The 14,128-nt window shown below is 66.4% G+C and carries 19 protein-coding genes; 7 read left to right on the top strand and 12 right to left on the bottom strand.

From position 1 onward, the window contains the following. Positions 1–4: 4 nt before the first annotated feature. Positions 5–706: a DUF3108 domain-containing protein gene (locus tag P1K30_RS13845; protein ID WP_275633344.1), complete on the bottom strand. Its 702-nt coding sequence runs from the start codon at positions 704–706 to the stop codon at positions 5–7. Positions 707–787: 81 nt separating this feature from the next. On the opposite strand from P1K30_RS13845, the gene meaB reads away from it, so the two are divergent. From meaB to rpmB, 4 genes are all read left to right on the top strand, one after another. Beyond that, on the top strand, positions 788–1,765 hold the full coding sequence (meaB, locus tag P1K30_RS13850) for a methylmalonyl Co-A mutase-associated GTPase MeaB (protein WP_275633345.1): 978 nt from the start codon (positions 788–790) through the stop codon (positions 1,763–1,765). 116 nt (positions 1,766–1,881) lie between these two features. Further along, the gene (locus tag P1K30_RS13855) at positions 1,882–2,304 is read left to right on the top strand and encodes an organic hydroperoxide resistance protein (RefSeq protein ID WP_275633346.1); all 423 of its coding nucleotides are present in this window, start codon (positions 1,882–1,884) and stop codon (positions 2,302–2,304) included. 3 nt (positions 2,305–2,307) lie between these two features. Continuing rightward, complete coding sequence (locus P1K30_RS13860; protein WP_275633347.1) at positions 2,308–2,793, top strand: MarR family winged helix-turn-helix transcriptional regulator; 486 nt, start codon at positions 2,308–2,310, stop codon at positions 2,791–2,793. A 99-nt stretch (positions 2,794–2,892) separates the two neighbouring features. Further along, positions 2,893–3,180: a 50S ribosomal protein L28 gene (gene rpmB, locus P1K30_RS13865; RefSeq protein WP_275633348.1), complete on the top strand. Its 288-nt coding sequence runs from the start codon at positions 2,893–2,895 to the stop codon at positions 3,178–3,180. Between the two features lie 71 nt (positions 3,181–3,251). Here rpmB and P1K30_RS13870 read toward each other — a convergent pair whose 3' ends face one another. After that, positions 3,252–3,947: an NAD-dependent deacylase gene (locus P1K30_RS13870; protein ID WP_275633349.1), complete on the bottom strand. Its 696-nt coding sequence runs from the start codon at positions 3,945–3,947 to the stop codon at positions 3,252–3,254. A gap of 91 nt (positions 3,948–4,038) precedes the next feature. On the opposite strand from P1K30_RS13870, the gene P1K30_RS13875 reads away from it, so the two are divergent. Next, positions 4,039–4,503: a low molecular weight protein-tyrosine-phosphatase gene (locus tag P1K30_RS13875; RefSeq protein ID WP_275633350.1), complete on the top strand. Its 465-nt coding sequence runs from the start codon at positions 4,039–4,041 to the stop codon at positions 4,501–4,503. A 22-nt stretch (positions 4,504–4,525) separates the two neighbouring features. Here the strand turns inward: P1K30_RS13875 and P1K30_RS13880 are convergent, their stop codons facing one another. The 4 genes from P1K30_RS13880 to P1K30_RS13895 form a co-directional block, all read right to left on the bottom strand. Further along, positions 4,526–4,825 (bottom strand): hypothetical protein, encoded by a 300-nt coding sequence (locus P1K30_RS13880; protein ID WP_275633351.1) that lies wholly within the window; start codon positions 4,823–4,825, stop codon positions 4,526–4,528. 136 nt (positions 4,826–4,961) lie between these two features. Next, positions 4,962–6,044 (bottom strand): DUF1513 domain-containing protein, encoded by a 1,083-nt coding sequence (locus P1K30_RS13885; protein ID WP_275633352.1) that lies wholly within the window; start codon positions 6,042–6,044, stop codon positions 4,962–4,964. A gap of 1 nt (position 6,045) precedes the next feature. Further along, positions 6,046–7,056, bottom strand: a complete 1,011-nt coding sequence (locus P1K30_RS13890; protein WP_275633353.1) for an imelysin family protein — start codon at positions 7,054–7,056, stop codon at positions 6,046–6,048. Position 7,057: 1 nt separating this feature from the next. Further along, positions 7,058–8,575 (bottom strand): di-heme oxidoreductase family protein, encoded by a 1,518-nt coding sequence (locus P1K30_RS13895; protein WP_275633354.1) that lies wholly within the window; start codon positions 8,573–8,575, stop codon positions 7,058–7,060. 169 nt (positions 8,576–8,744) lie between these two features. Between P1K30_RS13895 and htpX the strand changes: the two genes are divergently transcribed. After that, entirely contained in the window at positions 8,745–9,689 is a 945-nt protein-coding gene (gene htpX / locus P1K30_RS13900; RefSeq protein ID WP_275633355.1) for a zinc metalloprotease HtpX, read from the top strand. A gap of 86 nt (positions 9,690–9,775) precedes the next feature. Here the strand turns inward: htpX and P1K30_RS13905 are convergent, their stop codons facing one another. The 4 genes from P1K30_RS13905 to P1K30_RS13920 are packed head-to-tail and all read right to left on the bottom strand — an operon-like array spanning position 9,776 to position 11,871. Continuing rightward, entirely contained in the window at positions 9,776–11,050 is a 1,275-nt protein-coding gene (locus P1K30_RS13905) for an imelysin family protein (RefSeq protein WP_275633356.1), read from the bottom strand. A gap of 19 nt (positions 11,051–11,069) precedes the next feature. Further along, positions 11,070–11,552 carry a hypothetical protein gene (locus P1K30_RS13910; protein WP_275633357.1) on the bottom strand — a complete coding sequence of 161 codons (483 nt, stop codon included), beginning with the start codon at positions 11,550–11,552 and terminating at the stop codon, positions 11,070–11,072. Beyond that, the gene (gene hemP, locus P1K30_RS13915) at positions 11,549–11,710 is read right to left on the bottom strand and encodes a hemin uptake protein HemP (RefSeq protein ID WP_275633358.1); all 162 of its coding nucleotides are present in this window, start codon (positions 11,708–11,710) and stop codon (positions 11,549–11,551) included. Before hemP ends, P1K30_RS13910 begins: the two co-directional genes overlap by 4 nt. Next, positions 11,707–11,871 carry a hypothetical protein gene (locus P1K30_RS13920; protein WP_275633359.1) on the bottom strand — a complete coding sequence of 55 codons (165 nt, stop codon included), beginning with the start codon at positions 11,869–11,871 and terminating at the stop codon, positions 11,707–11,709. Before P1K30_RS13920 ends, hemP begins: the two co-directional genes overlap by 4 nt. 304 nt (positions 11,872–12,175) lie before the next feature. Here P1K30_RS13920 and P1K30_RS13925 point away from each other — a divergent pair, with 304 nt between their 5' ends. Further along, positions 12,176–12,814 carry a class I SAM-dependent methyltransferase gene (locus tag P1K30_RS13925; RefSeq protein WP_275633360.1) on the top strand — a complete coding sequence of 213 codons (639 nt, stop codon included), beginning with the start codon at positions 12,176–12,178 and terminating at the stop codon, positions 12,812–12,814. Here the strand turns inward: P1K30_RS13925 and P1K30_RS13930 are convergent. Further along, a complete protein-coding gene (locus P1K30_RS13930) occupies positions 12,811–13,224 on the bottom strand; it encodes an acyl-CoA thioesterase (RefSeq protein WP_275633361.1) in 414 nt (137 codons plus the stop codon). The two genes, P1K30_RS13925 and P1K30_RS13930, sit on opposite strands and share 4 nt — an antisense overlap. 14 nt (positions 13,225–13,238) lie before the next feature. Then, positions 13,239–14,123: a transglutaminase family protein gene (locus P1K30_RS13935; protein WP_275633362.1), complete on the bottom strand. Its 885-nt coding sequence runs from the start codon at positions 14,121–14,123 to the stop codon at positions 13,239–13,241. Positions 14,124–14,128: the final 5 nt, after the last annotated feature.

Consider the following 14,128-nt stretch of genomic DNA (forward strand, 5'->3'; position numbering starts at 1 on the left):
CGCGTTATCGACGATCCACCGTCGCAAGGCCATAGACCGATTGAACCTCGACCCGCCGGGCCCGCATCACGCCCTCGGCGTCGGGCGCGTAGATTACCGTCATGGGAAAGGCGACGTGGCGGCTGAGTTCATCGGCGGTGAAGCCCTTTAGCCGGCGGTATTCGCCCGTGCAGGCCACGCCGCCGTCCACCGCAGAGGCCGCGCCAAGCCGGACGTGGCTGCGCCGTGCGCCGTCGAACACCACAAGGGTCCGGCCGCAGACCGAGGGGCCGCGCAGCACGGCCCAGATCCCGGAGAGCGGATCGGCGGTGCCGCCCTGTGTCCTTGGATCGGGGCTGTCGGCGCCGGGAGGGCGCGGCGAGCCATAGCGCACCACGGTCGGCACACCGGCGTCATAGGCCAATTCCGCCTCGGACTGCCGCCGCCCGGTGTCCGCCGTCTCGGTATAGCGGTCGGGGGCGGGCAAGCCGTCGCGCACCGCGCCCCACGACCGGGCGCGGTAGGAAAACGGCCGGAAGAACCCGACAGCGCCGGTGCTGTCGACCGCCGCCGCCACCGAGTACCGGCCCGACGCTTCTTCCGAGGTCAGCCGCAATTCTCCCACCCGGAAGCCCCGGATCGCGATGTCGTACAGGGCTTCGATGCGGTCGGCGGCAGACGCCGTGGCCGGAAGAAGGGCACACAGAACAAGGGCAAACACGCGCATCGGCTGGACATTCCCGCAGGTGAAAGGGCACACAGATGTCATCGTGTCGCCTTTGGTGACAGCGGAGTAAAGGGGCGGCAGATGACCGGACCGGACACGCAGACTCTCGCCGACCGCGTCGCAGCCGGAGAGCGCCGCGCGCTGGCACGCGCGATCACGCTGGTCGAAAGCAACCGGCTGGACCACCGCGCGTCTGCCACGGCGTTGCTGGACGCATTGCCCGACCGGCAGGCACTGCGGATCGGGCTGTCCGGCACGCCCGGCGTCGGCAAGTCCACCTTTATCGAGTCATTCGGCCAGTCGCTGACCGGTCAGGGGATGCGCATCGCGGTGCTGGCGGTCGATCCGTCTTCGGCGCGGTCGGGCGGGTCGATCCTTGGCGACAAGACGCGGATGGAACGTCTTAGCCGCGATCCCAACGCCTTTATCCGCCCGTCGCCGGCGCAGACCCAGCTGGGCGGTGTCGCCCGCCGCACGCGCGAGGTGATCCGCCTGTGCGAGGCTGCGGGCTATGACGCGGTGATGATCGAAACGGTGGGCGTGGGCCAGTCCGAGACGATGGTCGCGGACATGACCGACCTGTTCGTTCTGTTGCTTGCGCCTGCGGGGGGCGACGAGTTGCAGGGCGTGAAGCGCGGTATCATGGAAATCGCCGACCTGATCCTTGTGAACAAGGCGGACGGCGACCTGAAGCCTGCCGCCGCCCGCACCTGCGCGGACTATGCCGGGGCGCTGCGGCTGTTGCGCAAGCGGCCGCAGGACCCGGACGGGTTTCCCAAGGCGCTGACCGTCTCGGCGTTGACGGGCGAAGGGATGGACACCGCATGGGCCGACATGCAGGCGCTGACCGACTGGCGTCGTGAACATGGCCACTGGGATCGGCGGCGCCGGGATCAGGCGCGACACTGGTTTGAAGAGGAAGTCCGCCAAGGTCTTCTGGCGCGTCTGACCGGTGATGCCGAGGCGAAGGCGCGGATGCAGGCGCTGGGCGAGGCTGTGGCGCGCGGCGAGACGGCACCGACGGCTGCGGCAGAGCAGATGCTGGCCACCCTGCGCTGACAAGGATCTTCCAGAAGATTTTGCCCCCACGCCTTTCGCCTAGGTGGCGCCCTTGACAGAATTCTAATTGCGCACAATTTAATTGTGAATGATATAAATCTGCAAGGAGCTTCCCGATGGTTGCCTACACTTCCACGGTCACCTCGACCGGCGGCCGCAATGGCCATATCGAATCCGACGACGGCCTGCTGTCCGCCGATGTGGCGATGCCCACGGCGATGGGCGGCACCGGCGACGCCACCAACCCCGAACAACTGTTCGCTGGCGGGTTTGCCGCCTGCTTCGGCAGCGCCGTCATGGGTGTCGCGAAGAAGCACAAGGCAGATCTGTCGGACGATGACGTCAAGGTCGTGGCCACGGTCGGGATCGCTCAGAACGCCACCGGCGGCTTCGAACTGACGCTGAAGCTGGATGTCGAGATCGCGCGCGTCGATCAGGACACTGCCGAGGCGATCGCCGCGTCCGCGCACAAGGTCTGCCCCTATTCCAATGCGACCCGGGGTAACATAGACGTGGCCGTGACCGCGAAAGCCGTGTGAGCGATGGACAAGTTCGACGATCTTCTGAAGCTGGACCTGCAGGTCTGCTTCCCGCTGTACGCGGCGTCGAACCTTGTCACGCGCACCTATCGCGGCGTGCTTGAACCGCTGGGCCTGACCTACCCGCAGTACCTTGTGCTTCTGGTGCTGTGGGAGGCGGACAGCCCGCAGTCGGTGGGATCGCTGGGCGACCGGCTGCATCTGGACAGCGGCACCCTGACCCCGCTGCTGAAACGCATGGAGCAGGCGGGCCTTGTCCGCCGCTCTCGCGATCCGAAGGACGAACGGCGCGTGCTGGTTGGCCTGACCGACGCCGGACGTGCGCTGAAGGCCGATGCCGCGCGGGTGCCAGAGACGCTGTTCGACGCGTTCGGGATGTCGGCGGAAGACATCGAAGCCCTGCGCGACCAGTTGCAGGACGTGGTCCGTCGGCTGTCGAAAAAGGACGTTCCGGCAAAGCCCGGGGAATCCGGGGCGAAACCGGGATGAATCACTTGACGCCCGGTTTGAATTGCCTTTAAAGCACCCGAACTGAATTCAAGGCGTCGCTTGTGCGGCGTCTGCCCGCTTTTAGCCGAGGATGAAACCATGTCGCGCCGCTGCGAACTGACCGGAAAAGGTCCGATGGTTGGCAACAACGTCAGCCACGCCAACAACAAGACCAAGCGTCGCTTTCTGCCGAACCTGAACGACGTGTCGCTGATGTCCGAAACGCTGGGCCGTCCGGTCAAGCTGCGGATCTCTGCCGCTGCCCTGCGCACGGTGGACCATCGCGGTGGCATCGACGCGTTCCTGGCGAAAGCCAAGGATGCAGAGCTTTCGGCGAACGCTCTGAAGATCAAGAAAGAAATCGCGAAGGCTCAGGCAGCCGCCTGATCCCTTCCGGGTTTCTTGTCTGACGGCCTCGTTCCACCGGGAACGGGGCTGTTTGCATTTGTGGCGTAGCCTCAGCTTTCCAGCACCTCTGCGACCCAAGCGGGCACGATCTCTGTCGCCTTGCCCTGTATCTGCGTGTCGAAGTCGCGCGCGTTGGCCGAGGCTTCCAGGTTCAGTTCCAGCGTCTCTGCACCCGCTTCCCCCGCAAGACGGACGAAACCCGCTGCAGGATAGACCTCGCCCGAGGTGCCGATAGAGACGAACAGGTCGCATTCGGTCAGGGCCTCGAAGATCTCGTCCATCAGATAGGGCATCTCTCCGAACCAGACGACGTCGGGCCGGGTTGCGGGCTGCTGGCAGGCGGGGCAGGGGTCCGACGGCGCGGTGACCGCTGGCGACGCCCAGCGGTGCCCGCAGGCGGCGCAGAGCGATCGGGCGAGTTCGCCGTGCATGTGCCAGACCCGCTGGCTTCCGGCGCGCTCGTGCAGGTCGTCGATGTTCTGGGTGACGATCAGAACCTCGCCATCCGGCAGCCCCTGTTCCAGCCGCGCCAGCGCCGCGTGCGCCACGTTCGGCGCGGCGCCAAGGCAGTTCTCGCGGCGGGCGTTGTAGAAGTCGTGCACCAGCGCGGGGTTGCGGGCGAAGCCCTCGGGGGTGGCGACGTCGTTCAGGTCATAGGTGGTCCACAGCCCGTCCACGTCGCGGAACGTGCCCAGCCCGCTTTCCGCCGAAATCCCCGCGCCGGTCAGGATTACGATCTTCGGCATCCGCCTTCTCCTGTCTTTCCCTGACCTTGCCCGCCGCCGCCCGCCACGGCAACGCTTGACCTTGCCGCCCGCAGGTCATTTCCTGCGTCGCATGATCCAAAGTGTCCTGTTCGTCTGCCTTGGCAACATCTGCCGCTCTCCGATGGCCGAAGGCGTGTTCCGTGCGCTGGCAAAGCGCGAGGGGCTGGACCTTGTCATCGACAGCGCCGCAACAGGCGACTGGCACACCGGCGATGCGCCCTATCCGCCCGCGATCGAGGCGGCTGCCGCGCGGGGCTATGACATTTCGGGGCAGCGGGCGCGGCAGGTGAAACCCGCCGATTTCACGCGCTTCGACCTTGTGCTGGCGATGGACGGTTCGAACCTGTCGAACCTTCAGGCCCTGCGGCCCGAGGGTGGGACCGAGCCCAAGCTGTTCTTGGATTACGCGCCAGAGACCGGGCGCGATGCGGTACCTGACCCCTATTATACCCGCGACTTCGACGAGGCGCTGGATCTGGTCGAGGCTGGCGCCGCCGGTCTTCTGAAGGCGATCCGGGGACAGGCCCCGGATTAACGGGCGGCGTCAGAGACCCGCGTCAGCGGCAGTGGCTTTCCGCCGTCGCGCCGAAAACCTTGTAGCGTTTCCAAAACACCTCGTGCGAGGCATTGTCGGACTGGCGGATTTCCTGCGCCATGTGCGGGTCCTTGAAGAACCGCGCCGCCATCCGCTGGTCGCTGGAAGACAGCGTCCGGTCCGCGACGGCCTGGATGCAGCCGCACAGTTGCGGGCTGGCCCCGGCCCGCGCCGACGACAGGCACGCCCGTTCGATCGCGTTCGCGTTGGCTGCGCCTGCGGAGACAACGGTCAACACCGCTGCAACGATCACTTTCCTCATGGCTTGCTCCCGTCCCGTGTTCGCGAAGCTGGCGCGAATTGCACAATTCGGACGTTCTGCCAGATTCGCGGCCAACCTCAAAACCAAATTATGGTTACGCCCCGGTATCCTGCAAAGAGTTGATAAGGTCGCAGGCTTAGCCCCGGACAGGTGACGGAATGCGGACAAGGTGGTTGTCCCACGCGACCGCGTGGCGCGACAGCTCGGCGCCGGGGCTGGAAATCAGCCCGGTTCCGGCGGTGAAAACGAACCCGTCCGCCCCGGCGTTCACGCCGCAGACGTCTTCGCTTTCGACGGTTTCGACCAGCTGGGCGTCGTCGGCAGAGAACACCTGCACCAGCCCGCCGCGCGGCGAGGTGATGGCAAAGCGGTCGCCGCTGTCCGAGAACGACACGCTTCCGGCATAGCCCTGCATCCGGCGATGGCCCTCGGGGTCGGCAGAGGCGAACCGCATTTCGCCGCCGCGACGGTGCAAGCCGGCAAGGGGCGGGCTGTCAGCGGCGTCGCCCTGCCACTGCATCGCGAAGGCGACGAGACCGTCGTCGCGCACCGACAGATGCCGCAACGAATTGCGGCGATAGTCATGCGGAAGGTCGACCGTTTCCAGAAGCTCGCCCCCGATGGTCACGTAGGACAGGTTCGGCTGCATCATTGGGATGTTCAGCTTGGCGCGGCCGGACGCCGGGTGCGTTTCGATCCCGCCGTTGGCGACGGCCAGCACGTCGGTGCCGGGGATCAGCAGGGTGTCATGCGGGCCAACACCGCCAGAGTCGAACTCGCCGATCCGGGCGTAGCCGTCCAATGCGTCCCACATGCCGATCACGCCGCGCGCGTTCTCGAAGTCGTTCTCGGGGGTGAACAGGATATCCCCGCCCGGAGAGAACGCGCCGTGCCCGTAGAAGTGCCGCCCGGCTGGCGCCTCGAGCGTGGCGTGGATGCGCCCCGAGGCGCAGTCCAGCACCACGGCGAAGGTGCCGGGGCGGCGGGCAAACGCCACTGCTTCGGGGCGCGAGGGATGCGCCGCGGCGGCGTGGCCCCGGTCGGGCAGGGGCAGGCGAAACACCTCGGCACCGGTGTCGGTCAGGCCGAACAGGTTATAGGCCCCGCCGGGCAGCTGTGCCGCGGCAAGATAAGCGGGTGCCCCGGCGTCCGCCCAGCTGACGCGGGGGGTCAGCCCGGTTGCCATGAGCCCTGCAAGGAATCCGCGCCGCGATGCCATATCAGTCTCCGTCCATTGCGTTAAAACCGGCCCCTACGCCCAGCAGCGGCCCAAGGTCGGTGCCCAGCAACGTGCGGATGCGATCCACGTTTTGTTGCAGGATCTCGACCTGCAACCGGCCCTGCGGGTCGTCGACGCCCGCGAAAGCCGGGTCGTCTTCCAGTGCCTTGGCCTGCTCGAACGCGCGGTCATAGGCGGCGTCCAGCGTATCGGTCACGGCCTCCGAGTCTTCCGCCAGCAGGCGCACCAGTTGCCGTGTGCCTTCCAAAGACAGCACCACGTTGCGCAGCGCGCGGCCCGACCGGCGCGCTTCGGCCCGGGTGGGACGCGGGCGGTCGAAGGTTCCCAACGGACGACCCAGCCGAGTGTCAGAGGTGAACTGAAGGCCCGAAACCACCGCGCCAAACAGCCGCTGCGCCGCTTCCTCGCGGCTGCGGAAGGTGTCGTTCTCGCCCGCTGTCAACATTACGTCGGCATAGGCGTCCTGCCAGCCGTCAAGGATGGCTTGGGCGTTGGCCTCGATATCGCGGGCCACGGCGCGGACAAGGGCGCAACGGTAGGCGTCCGGCTCGGCCGTGGTGAACTGCGCATCGTACAGCAGAAATTCCATCGCGTAGAAGCCACGCGCCGCGATGGACACATGCGAGAACGCGTCCTGCGTTTCGATCACGGGGTCTTCAGTCTCGATCAGGGTTGCCAGCTCGCGCGGGGTGAACCCGCGCGTGTCGGGCCAGAACGCCAGCGCGAAGGCGCGGTCCGCGTCCTCGGACGGGCCGAACCGAAGGTGGCTGACCCGCACCCAAGCGTCGAAGGCCGCGTTCCATGCGGCGCGCAGATCGTGGCTGTCGGCGCTGCAATCGGCCTGCGCGGCGGTGTCCAGATCGGCGGCCCGAAGCGCCAGAGACTCGTACCCGGGCAGGATGTGGCGGTCGACGATCGTGGCGATGTCATAGGCCTGCGCGGTCGCGGCAGAGGCGATCAGGGCAAGGCCGGAAAGAAAGGTTCGCAGCATGTCAGAGGCTTTCAAGGAATCGGATCAGTGCGGCGCGGTCCTTGGGCGGCATGTCGACCACGGCGTCGCGTTGGGCTTGTGCCTCGCCACCATGCCACAGGATCGCCTCCAGAAGCGACCGCGCGCGGCCGTCGTGCAGGAAATAGGTGTGGCCGGATACGGTTTCGGTCAGCCCGATCCCCCACAGGGGCGGGGTGCGCCATTCGTATCCGTCGGCCCGCGCCTCGGGCCGGTGGTCGGCCAGCCCTTCGCCCATGTCGTGCAGCAGAAGGTCCGAGTAAGGCCAGATCAGCTGGAAGCTTTGCGCCAATTCGCCCTCCAGCCGGTGCGTGACGAAGGATGGCGTGTGGCAAGAAATACAGCCGGTCTCGTAGAACACCCGCTTGCCGTCCAGCACCTCGGGGTCGTCCACGTCGCGCCGGGCGGGAACCGCAAGGTTCTTGGAATAGAAGGTCACAAGGTCCAGACCCTGCTGGTCGATCTCGAACACGCGGTCGTCGCCATCGCCGTGCCGCGCGGCCATGCAGTCCGCCTGAAGGTCGGTGCATTCGCCCGCGCCCGACGTGAACAGCGGGTTCGAGATGCCGATATCGCCGACGAAAGCGGACGCGGTCTGTTCCATCACCGTGGGGTTGCCCGCCTTCCAGCCGAAGCGGCCCAGCATCGGCATGTCGTGCTGCACGGACCAGACGATGTTCGCGCGGCCAGAAATGCCGTCGCCATCCGCGTCGTCCTCGTCCGCGTTGGCAAGGATGTCGGCGGCGGGGATCGCTTCGAGAAGGCCCATGCCCAGCATGTGCGGCGCCACGCGCGGGCTTAACATCGCATCCGGGTGAAGCGGGCCATAGCCAAGGTCCGCCGCCGTATAGGTCGGCGCGCGCAGGTGCGCGATCTCGCCGCCGGACAGCGGCACCTCGATCTCGTCATAGTCGATTTGCAACCGGTACTCGGCCGCGTGACCGGGCAGGGCGAAGTCCTGAAGCTGGGTGCCATAGGTCGGTTCGGGCAGGGTGGCGATGTAATCCTCGATCTCGGCGATACCGTCCTCGGGGCTGCCGGGGATCGAGACGCGCAGGAACATCGAAATCGCGGTGTCGTCCGGGCCCTCGGGCGGGTGGCCGCGCCCGTCTTTCAGGTGGCACCGCTGGCACGACCGCGCGTTGAACAGCGGACCCAGCCCGTCCGAGGCCAGCGTCGACGACGGGGCCGAGACCCAGATCTTCTTGAACAGCCCGTTGCCGACCTTGAATTCCAGCTCTCCCTCGAAGCCGATGTTGGCCGAGGGCTGCGAAAAGGCGTCGGCATTGCCGCGCGCGCGAACGGTGGCGGCGCCGGCGGACATTTCCTCGAACCGGGCGGGCGCATCGAAATCGGTGGCGGGCGTGGTGACGCCGGTGATCCGCGCGGTCTCGTCCTCGGTACGGGGGATGATGGGCAGGTGCGGCTCGTCCAGCGGCCCGGCCTGCGCCGTGACGGCGCCGAGCAGCAGGAAGAACGGGAAAGAGGCTTGGAACCGCATTGCAGGAGGTCTCCGGCAGGTGTGTTGGCGGCCTTATCCTATGGAATTTGTCAGAAATAAAGGGGCGGTTTGTCACGCCCCGCACCCGCCCGCGCGGCGGTCCGGCTTGCGGCCCGTGGAACCGGCCCCATATTCATGTTGGTTGCGGCATGAACCTTCGGAGAGACAGATGGGCTATGTGAAGACGGCGATGCTGATGGCAGCGATGACCGCGCTGTTCATGGGGATCGGCTATTTGATCGGCGGGTCGGGCGGCGCTGTGCTTGCGCTGGTGGTCGCCGCCGGGATGAACGCGTTCACATGGTGGAACTCGGACAAGATGGTGCTGCGGATGCACAACGCCCAGCCCGTGACGCCGGGCGACCGCGCGGGGCTGCACGACATGGTGTCGGAACTGGCACGCAACGCCGGGATGCCCGAGCCCAAGGTCTATCTGATCGACACGCCGCAGCCCAACGCCTTTGCCACCGGCCGCAATCCCGCGAACGCCGCCGTGGCGGTGACCTCGGGGCTGATGCGCAGCCTGAACCGCGAGGAACTCGCTGGCGTGGTCGCGCACGAACTTGCCCATATCCGCAACCACGACACCGCCATCATGACCGTCACCGCGACCTTCGCCGGTGCGATTTCCATGCTGGCGAACTTCGCGCTGTTCTTTGGCGGTGCCCGCGAAAGGATGGGGCTGATCGGCACGATCCTGATGATGGTTCTTGCGCCGCTGGCCGCCGCGCTGGTGCAGATGGCGATCAGCCGCACCCGCGAATACGCCGCCGACAAGGCCGGGGCCGAGATCTGCGGTCAGCCGATGTGGCTGGCCTCGGCGCTGGAAAAGATCGCGGCGGGTGCCGCCCGGATCGACAACGACGCGGCCGAGCGGAACCCGGCGACGGCCCATATGTTCATCATCAACCCGCTGCACGCGCACAAACGCGACAACCTGTTCGCCACCCATCCGGCGACGGAAAACAGGATCGCCGCACTGCGCGAAATGGCGGGGCAGGGCACCGCCGCGGCGCCGCGCCATGCCGCCGCGCGGGCCGATGATGCGCCGATGACGTCCAGCCGCATCCCCAGCACCCGCGGAAAACCGGACCGGGGCGGCCCCTGGAACTGACCCGGGAGGCTGACCTGCCCACGACCGGCGGCAAAAAGAAAAGGGCGGCCACCGGGGCCGCCCTTTTCCTGTCCTGATAGGCGCTCTTACTGGAAGACCGCGTCCGGATCGTCCAGCGAGTCCGAGCCTTCGAAGTCGATCTGGTCCAGTTCCAGCACCGAAACGACGCGCTCGATGCTGCCGGTCTGGTCGATCAGCGCGTTGACGCCGCCCATCACCAGACGCTCGCCATCGACATTGCCGCGTTCCAGCATCTGGTCATAGGCGAAGCCCGCTTCCGCAGTCGTCTTGATCTGACCCAGCGCGCGCATGGTTGCCGACAGCTTCAGCTGCATCTCGGTGTCGAGATCGGCGTCGGTCGCGGCCACGAGATCGCTGAGCGAGGCGCCTTCCACGACGCTGCCGTCGATCCGCGCGTATTCGCCAAGGTACACGTTCTGGATGCCCAGACCGTCGTAGTAGTGGCTGTTGTGCGTGTTGTCCGAGAAGCAGTCATGCTCTTCCTCGGGGTCGTTCAGCATCAGGCCAAGGCGCATCCGTTCGCCCGCCTGCTCGCCGTAGGACAGGCTGCCCATGCCGGTCAGCATCGCGACGATCCCGGCATCGACGTCGTCCATCAGCGTGGTACGAGCCTCGCCGCCGTCTTCCCACTGGGCGGTGATCCATTCGAGATCCGAGATCAGCAGGTTGGTCGCCGCAGACAGGTAATCAGCGCGGCGGTCGCAGTTGCCACCGGTGCAGTCTTCGCCCTGAACATAGTCGGTGTAGGGACGCGCGCCGGCGCCGGCCTCGTGACCGTTAAGGTCTTGGCCCCACAGCAGGAACTCGATCGCGTGATAGCCGGTGGCGACGTTCGCCTCGACCCCGTCGGCTTCGTGCAGCGTATCGGACAGCAGGTCGGGCGTGATGTCGGTGGCGTCGATCTCTTCACCGGACAGGGTGAAGGTCGGGTTCGCGACCACGTTCAGCGCAGCGAATTCGTTCTCGTCCGTCGGCCCGCCGTAGGAGCCGTCGACATAGTCGATCAGGCCCTCGTCCAGCGGCCATGCGTTCACCTTGCCTTCCCAGTCGTCGACGACAGCGTTGCCGAAGCGATAGACCTCGGTCTGCTGGTACGGCACGCGGGCGGCCAGCCAAGCGTCCTTGGCGGCTTGCAGGGTCGTATCGGACGGGTCCGCGATCAGCGCGTCGACGGCGGCTTTCAGCGTCTGGGCCGTGGTCAGGCTGTCGGCGTATTTGGCCGCGGCGATGTCGGCATATGTGGTCAGAACGGCCTCTTTCGAGACATCGGCAGCGAAAACGCTGCCGGTCAGGCCAAGGGTGAGGGCCGTGGCGCTCGCGGCGGTCTTGAGGTGTCGCATCTGGCTGGTGGTCCTTTTTCTAGTGCAGTGTTGGTTGGGCGACGTGCTTCCGCGCCGAGGGGCGCGACAGAAGTGAAATGCGTTTCAGCGCCAGCCCGAAGGTCTGGGCGAGGTCCGCCAGTTGTGGCGCCATGTCGGCGCGCACGATGTTCATCGCGATCAGCAGGGCATCCTCGCGGTCGCCATCGCAGGCCGTGGAGACGAAGGTGGCAAAGCAGCTTTCGTCGCCGCCAAGGCACTTGCAGGTCTGGCCGTGCCGCATCAGCGGCCGCCGCCCGTAGCGGGCGCAGATCTGCATCAGCTGGTCCAGCGCGCGGGTCGTGACCGGGCCCTGCTGCGGGCCAAGGAGCAGCGCGAAGTTGCGGTCGGCGATGGCCTGAGCCTCGGGGCCGTCGCTCCACATGCGAAGGTACTTCACCGCCCCGGCGCCGACGGCATCCAGTTCGTCGATATAGCCGACGGGTGCGCCTCCGCGCCGTGTGTGCGCCTGCGTCCCGGTCATTTCGTCAGGATCAGCTTGCCCGCACGGGTGATGCGCAGCGTGTAGCACTGGTCGCCCAGCAGGATCTTTGCCTCGCGGCCACCGGCCACAAGGTCTTCGGCGCGATAGGTCGGAAACCCGGTCTGGGCGTCGATCACCTTCTTGTCCTCGAAGGTCATGCCCGCACCTCGGACCGGCGGTCGAGGTTGTCCAGCAGCCATTCGACGCCGTGATTGGTCGCCAGCCCGCTTTCGGCCAGAATGTTCAGAATATCCGCCGCGACGAGGCTCTGTCGGTCACCAGCCTCTGCACGGCGGGGCGAGTCCTTCGAGGTCGTCATTGCTCCGCTCCGTTGTTCAATACCCGGGCTTCCCCGGGTCGAACGGGGTGGCTGGTGGATCTCGCAAAAAGGTGAGCGATTAAGTCGGAATTGTCAATCCGACTATTTTACTAGGCTTTCCGTCCGTATGCCCAGGCACCGCGAGCACGGCGAATCGAAACGGCGTTTTGACCGGCAGTCCGGCCCGAACCGTCGCTGTCCTTCCGCGCACTGCGGAAAGCGGACTGCCGTTTGGCCAATTGCCCTTGCGTCAACGATAATTGGCTGTCACGACATCGCTCGGGCTATGTGGTGGGGACGTGGGATGAACGAGGCACGCGATGCGCGGTTTTGGGACCGGGCCGCAACGAAGTACGCCAAAAGCAAGATCGCGGACGAAGCGGGCTATACCCGTTCGCTGGAACGCACGGCTGGCCTTTTGCGCCCCGACATGCAGGTGCTGGAACTAGGCTGCGGCACCGGCAGCACCGCGTTGCGACTGGCGGGCGGGGTCGAGGGTTATACCGGCACCGATATTTCCCCCGGCATGATCGAAATCGCCAATGCCAAGGCCGCCGAAGCGCCCGATGCAGGCCTTAACTTCCGCGCCGCCACGGCCGAGGACATGGCGCGCGAGCCGATGCGGTGGGACGCGGTGCTTGGCTTCAATTACCTGCACCTTGTCGAGGACCTGCCAGCCACGCTGCGCCACATCGCCGATCTTTTGGTGCCCGGCGGCCTGTTCGTCAGCAAGACCACCTGCCTGTCCGACATGAGCCCGCTGATCCAGTATCTTGCGCTTCCGCTGATGCGGCTGGTAGGCATGGCGCCCACCGTCATCGTGTTCTCGGCGGACGACCTGCAACAGGCGATCCGTGATGCGAGCTTCGAGATCGAGGCGGTGGAACGCCATGCCTCGAAGGGCCGCGATGCGCGGCCTTATATCGTCGCGCGTAAACCCTAGCCGCGAAACACTTTGGCCAGCGGTTCCGGCAGCGGCGCCGACACGAGATTGCCGCTGTCCGGATCGCGCAGCGTCCAGACCCGGGTCTCTTTTCCTTCGACCCGCAGCACGCCGTCCTTCTCCAGCCGGTGGGTGACGTCGAAGCTGGAGGTCCCGACGCGTGTCACGGTCGAGGTGATCGTGACCTCTTCGCCGAACGTGCTGGGCATGTAGAACTCGGCCCCGGTCTTCACGACGGGCGCGCCGACGGCGCCGAAGTCTTCCAACATGGTGCTGCGGCTGAAACCGGCGGCAATATACAGTTGCGCGGTGCAGTGGTCGAAATAGACGAAGAACTTGGGGTTGAAGACGATCCCCGCGGGATCGCAATCGCCCCACTCGATCAGGCGGCGTGTAGTGTTCGAGAACATCGGAACCTTCAGGGCTAGGTCTGGTGAACCTCTTTCACGTCCACCGATTGCGTGGTCGTCTGGGCGCCGGCGGTCCGCAGCGCGCCCTTGACGGGTGCAAGGTCGAAGTAGTCCCGTCCGCGCGCGACGACAACATGGTCCAGCCCGGCCAGCATCCGGTTCGTCGGGTCAAGTTCGACCCAGCCCATGTCGGCGCCGCACCACGCCCGGACCCATGCGTGCATCGCGTCCGCGCCTTCCAGCTTCTCTTCGCCTTCGGGCGGCAGGGTGCGCAAATAGCCCGACACGTACCCGGCCGGGATGCCCAGCCCGCGCAGCGCCGCTATGGCGATGTGGGTGAAATCCTGACAGACGCCGCGTTTCAGCCGGAACGCCTCGTCCACGGGGGTGTCGACCATCGTCGCTTCGGGATCGAAGGTCAGGCCGTCGTGAACCGCGTCGCAGATCGTCCGCGCGATCGAGAAGGCGGTGACACGGTCCGCCGAGACCTGCCGCGCCCACTCTACGATTTCGGGGTGGCGTCCGACGCGTTCCGACGGGAACAGGAAATGGTGCGGGGCGGCGGGCCCGATGGACGCGTGCTGCGACAGTTCGTTGGCCAAAGCCGCAAGGTCGGGCGACACGTCCAGCGCGGGCGGCGTGTCGTAGCGTTCGACGCGTGCGGTGACGCGAAACTCGGTTTCGGACACCGGGTCGTCATAGGCGATGTCGACGCAGGAGTTGTCGAAGAAATCCCGCCGCGTGACGCGCTCGGACGGCGCGGGTTCGATCGACAGGCTGGACGCGATGACGCGCTGTTCGCCCGGAAGATCCGCCGGAACGATCCGCAGGATATGGCGCCCGGCGTCCACGAAGCTGTCGTAGTCGTAGGCGATTTTCAGGCTGATGTCGTACAGCATGGCCG

Source organism: Psychromarinibacter halotolerans, assembly GCF_029168315.1.
Lineage (GTDB): Bacteria > Pseudomonadota > Alphaproteobacteria > Rhodobacterales > Rhodobacteraceae > Psychromarinibacter > Psychromarinibacter halotolerans.

What these genes read in the sequence shown, in the direction of transcription:
- P1K30_RS13875 (WP_275633350.1), top strand. Translation starts at nt 4,039, where the DNA reads ATGATCCAAAGTGTCCTGTTCGTCTGCCTTGGCAACATCTGCCGCTCT.
- P1K30_RS13855 (WP_275633346.1), top strand. Translation starts at nt 1,882, where the DNA reads ATGGTTGCCTACACTTCCACGGTCACCTCGACCGGCGGCCGCAATGGC.
- P1K30_RS13935 (WP_275633362.1), bottom strand. Translation starts at nt 14,123, where the DNA reads ATGCTGTACGACATCAGCCTGAAAATCGCCTACGACTACGACAGCTTC.
- P1K30_RS13920 (WP_275633359.1), bottom strand. Translation starts at nt 11,871, where the DNA reads ATGACGACCTCGAAGGACTCGCCCCGCCGTGCAGAGGCTGGTGACCGA.
- P1K30_RS13925 (WP_275633360.1), top strand. Translation starts at nt 12,176, where the DNA reads ATGAACGAGGCACGCGATGCGCGGTTTTGGGACCGGGCCGCAACGAAG.
- P1K30_RS13930 (WP_275633361.1), bottom strand. Translation starts at nt 13,224, where the DNA reads ATGTTCTCGAACACTACACGCCGCCTGATCGAGTGGGGCGATTGCGAT.
- P1K30_RS13895 (WP_275633354.1), bottom strand. Translation starts at nt 8,575, where the DNA reads ATGCGGTTCCAAGCCTCTTTCCCGTTCTTCCTGCTGCTCGGCGCCGTC.
- htpX (WP_275633355.1), top strand. Translation starts at nt 8,745, where the DNA reads ATGGGCTATGTGAAGACGGCGATGCTGATGGCAGCGATGACCGCGCTG.
- meaB (WP_275633345.1), top strand. Translation starts at nt 788, where the DNA reads ATGACCGGACCGGACACGCAGACTCTCGCCGACCGCGTCGCAGCCGGA.
- P1K30_RS13905 (WP_275633356.1), bottom strand. Translation starts at nt 11,050, where the DNA reads ATGCGACACCTCAAGACCGCCGCGAGCGCCACGGCCCTCACCCTTGGC.
- P1K30_RS13860 (WP_275633347.1), top strand. Translation starts at nt 2,308, where the DNA reads ATGGACAAGTTCGACGATCTTCTGAAGCTGGACCTGCAGGTCTGCTTC.
- P1K30_RS13885 (WP_275633352.1), bottom strand. Translation starts at nt 6,044, where the DNA reads ATGGCATCGCGGCGCGGATTCCTTGCAGGGCTCATGGCAACCGGGCTG.
- P1K30_RS13845 (WP_275633344.1), bottom strand. Translation starts at nt 706, where the DNA reads ATGCGCGTGTTTGCCCTTGTTCTGTGTGCCCTTCTTCCGGCCACGGCG.
- P1K30_RS13870 (WP_275633349.1), bottom strand. Translation starts at nt 3,947, where the DNA reads ATGCCGAAGATCGTAATCCTGACCGGCGCGGGGATTTCGGCGGAAAGC.
- hemP (WP_275633358.1), bottom strand. Translation starts at nt 11,710, where the DNA reads ATGACCTTCGAGGACAAGAAGGTGATCGACGCCCAGACCGGGTTTCCG.
- P1K30_RS13890 (WP_275633353.1), bottom strand. Translation starts at nt 7,056, where the DNA reads ATGCTGCGAACCTTTCTTTCCGGCCTTGCCCTGATCGCCTCTGCCGCG.
- P1K30_RS13880 (WP_275633351.1), bottom strand. Translation starts at nt 4,825, where the DNA reads ATGAGGAAAGTGATCGTTGCAGCGGTGTTGACCGTTGTCTCCGCAGGC.
- P1K30_RS13910 (WP_275633357.1), bottom strand. Translation starts at nt 11,552, where the DNA reads ATGACCGGGACGCAGGCGCACACACGGCGCGGAGGCGCACCCGTCGGC.
- rpmB (WP_275633348.1), top strand. Translation starts at nt 2,893, where the DNA reads ATGTCGCGCCGCTGCGAACTGACCGGAAAAGGTCCGATGGTTGGCAAC.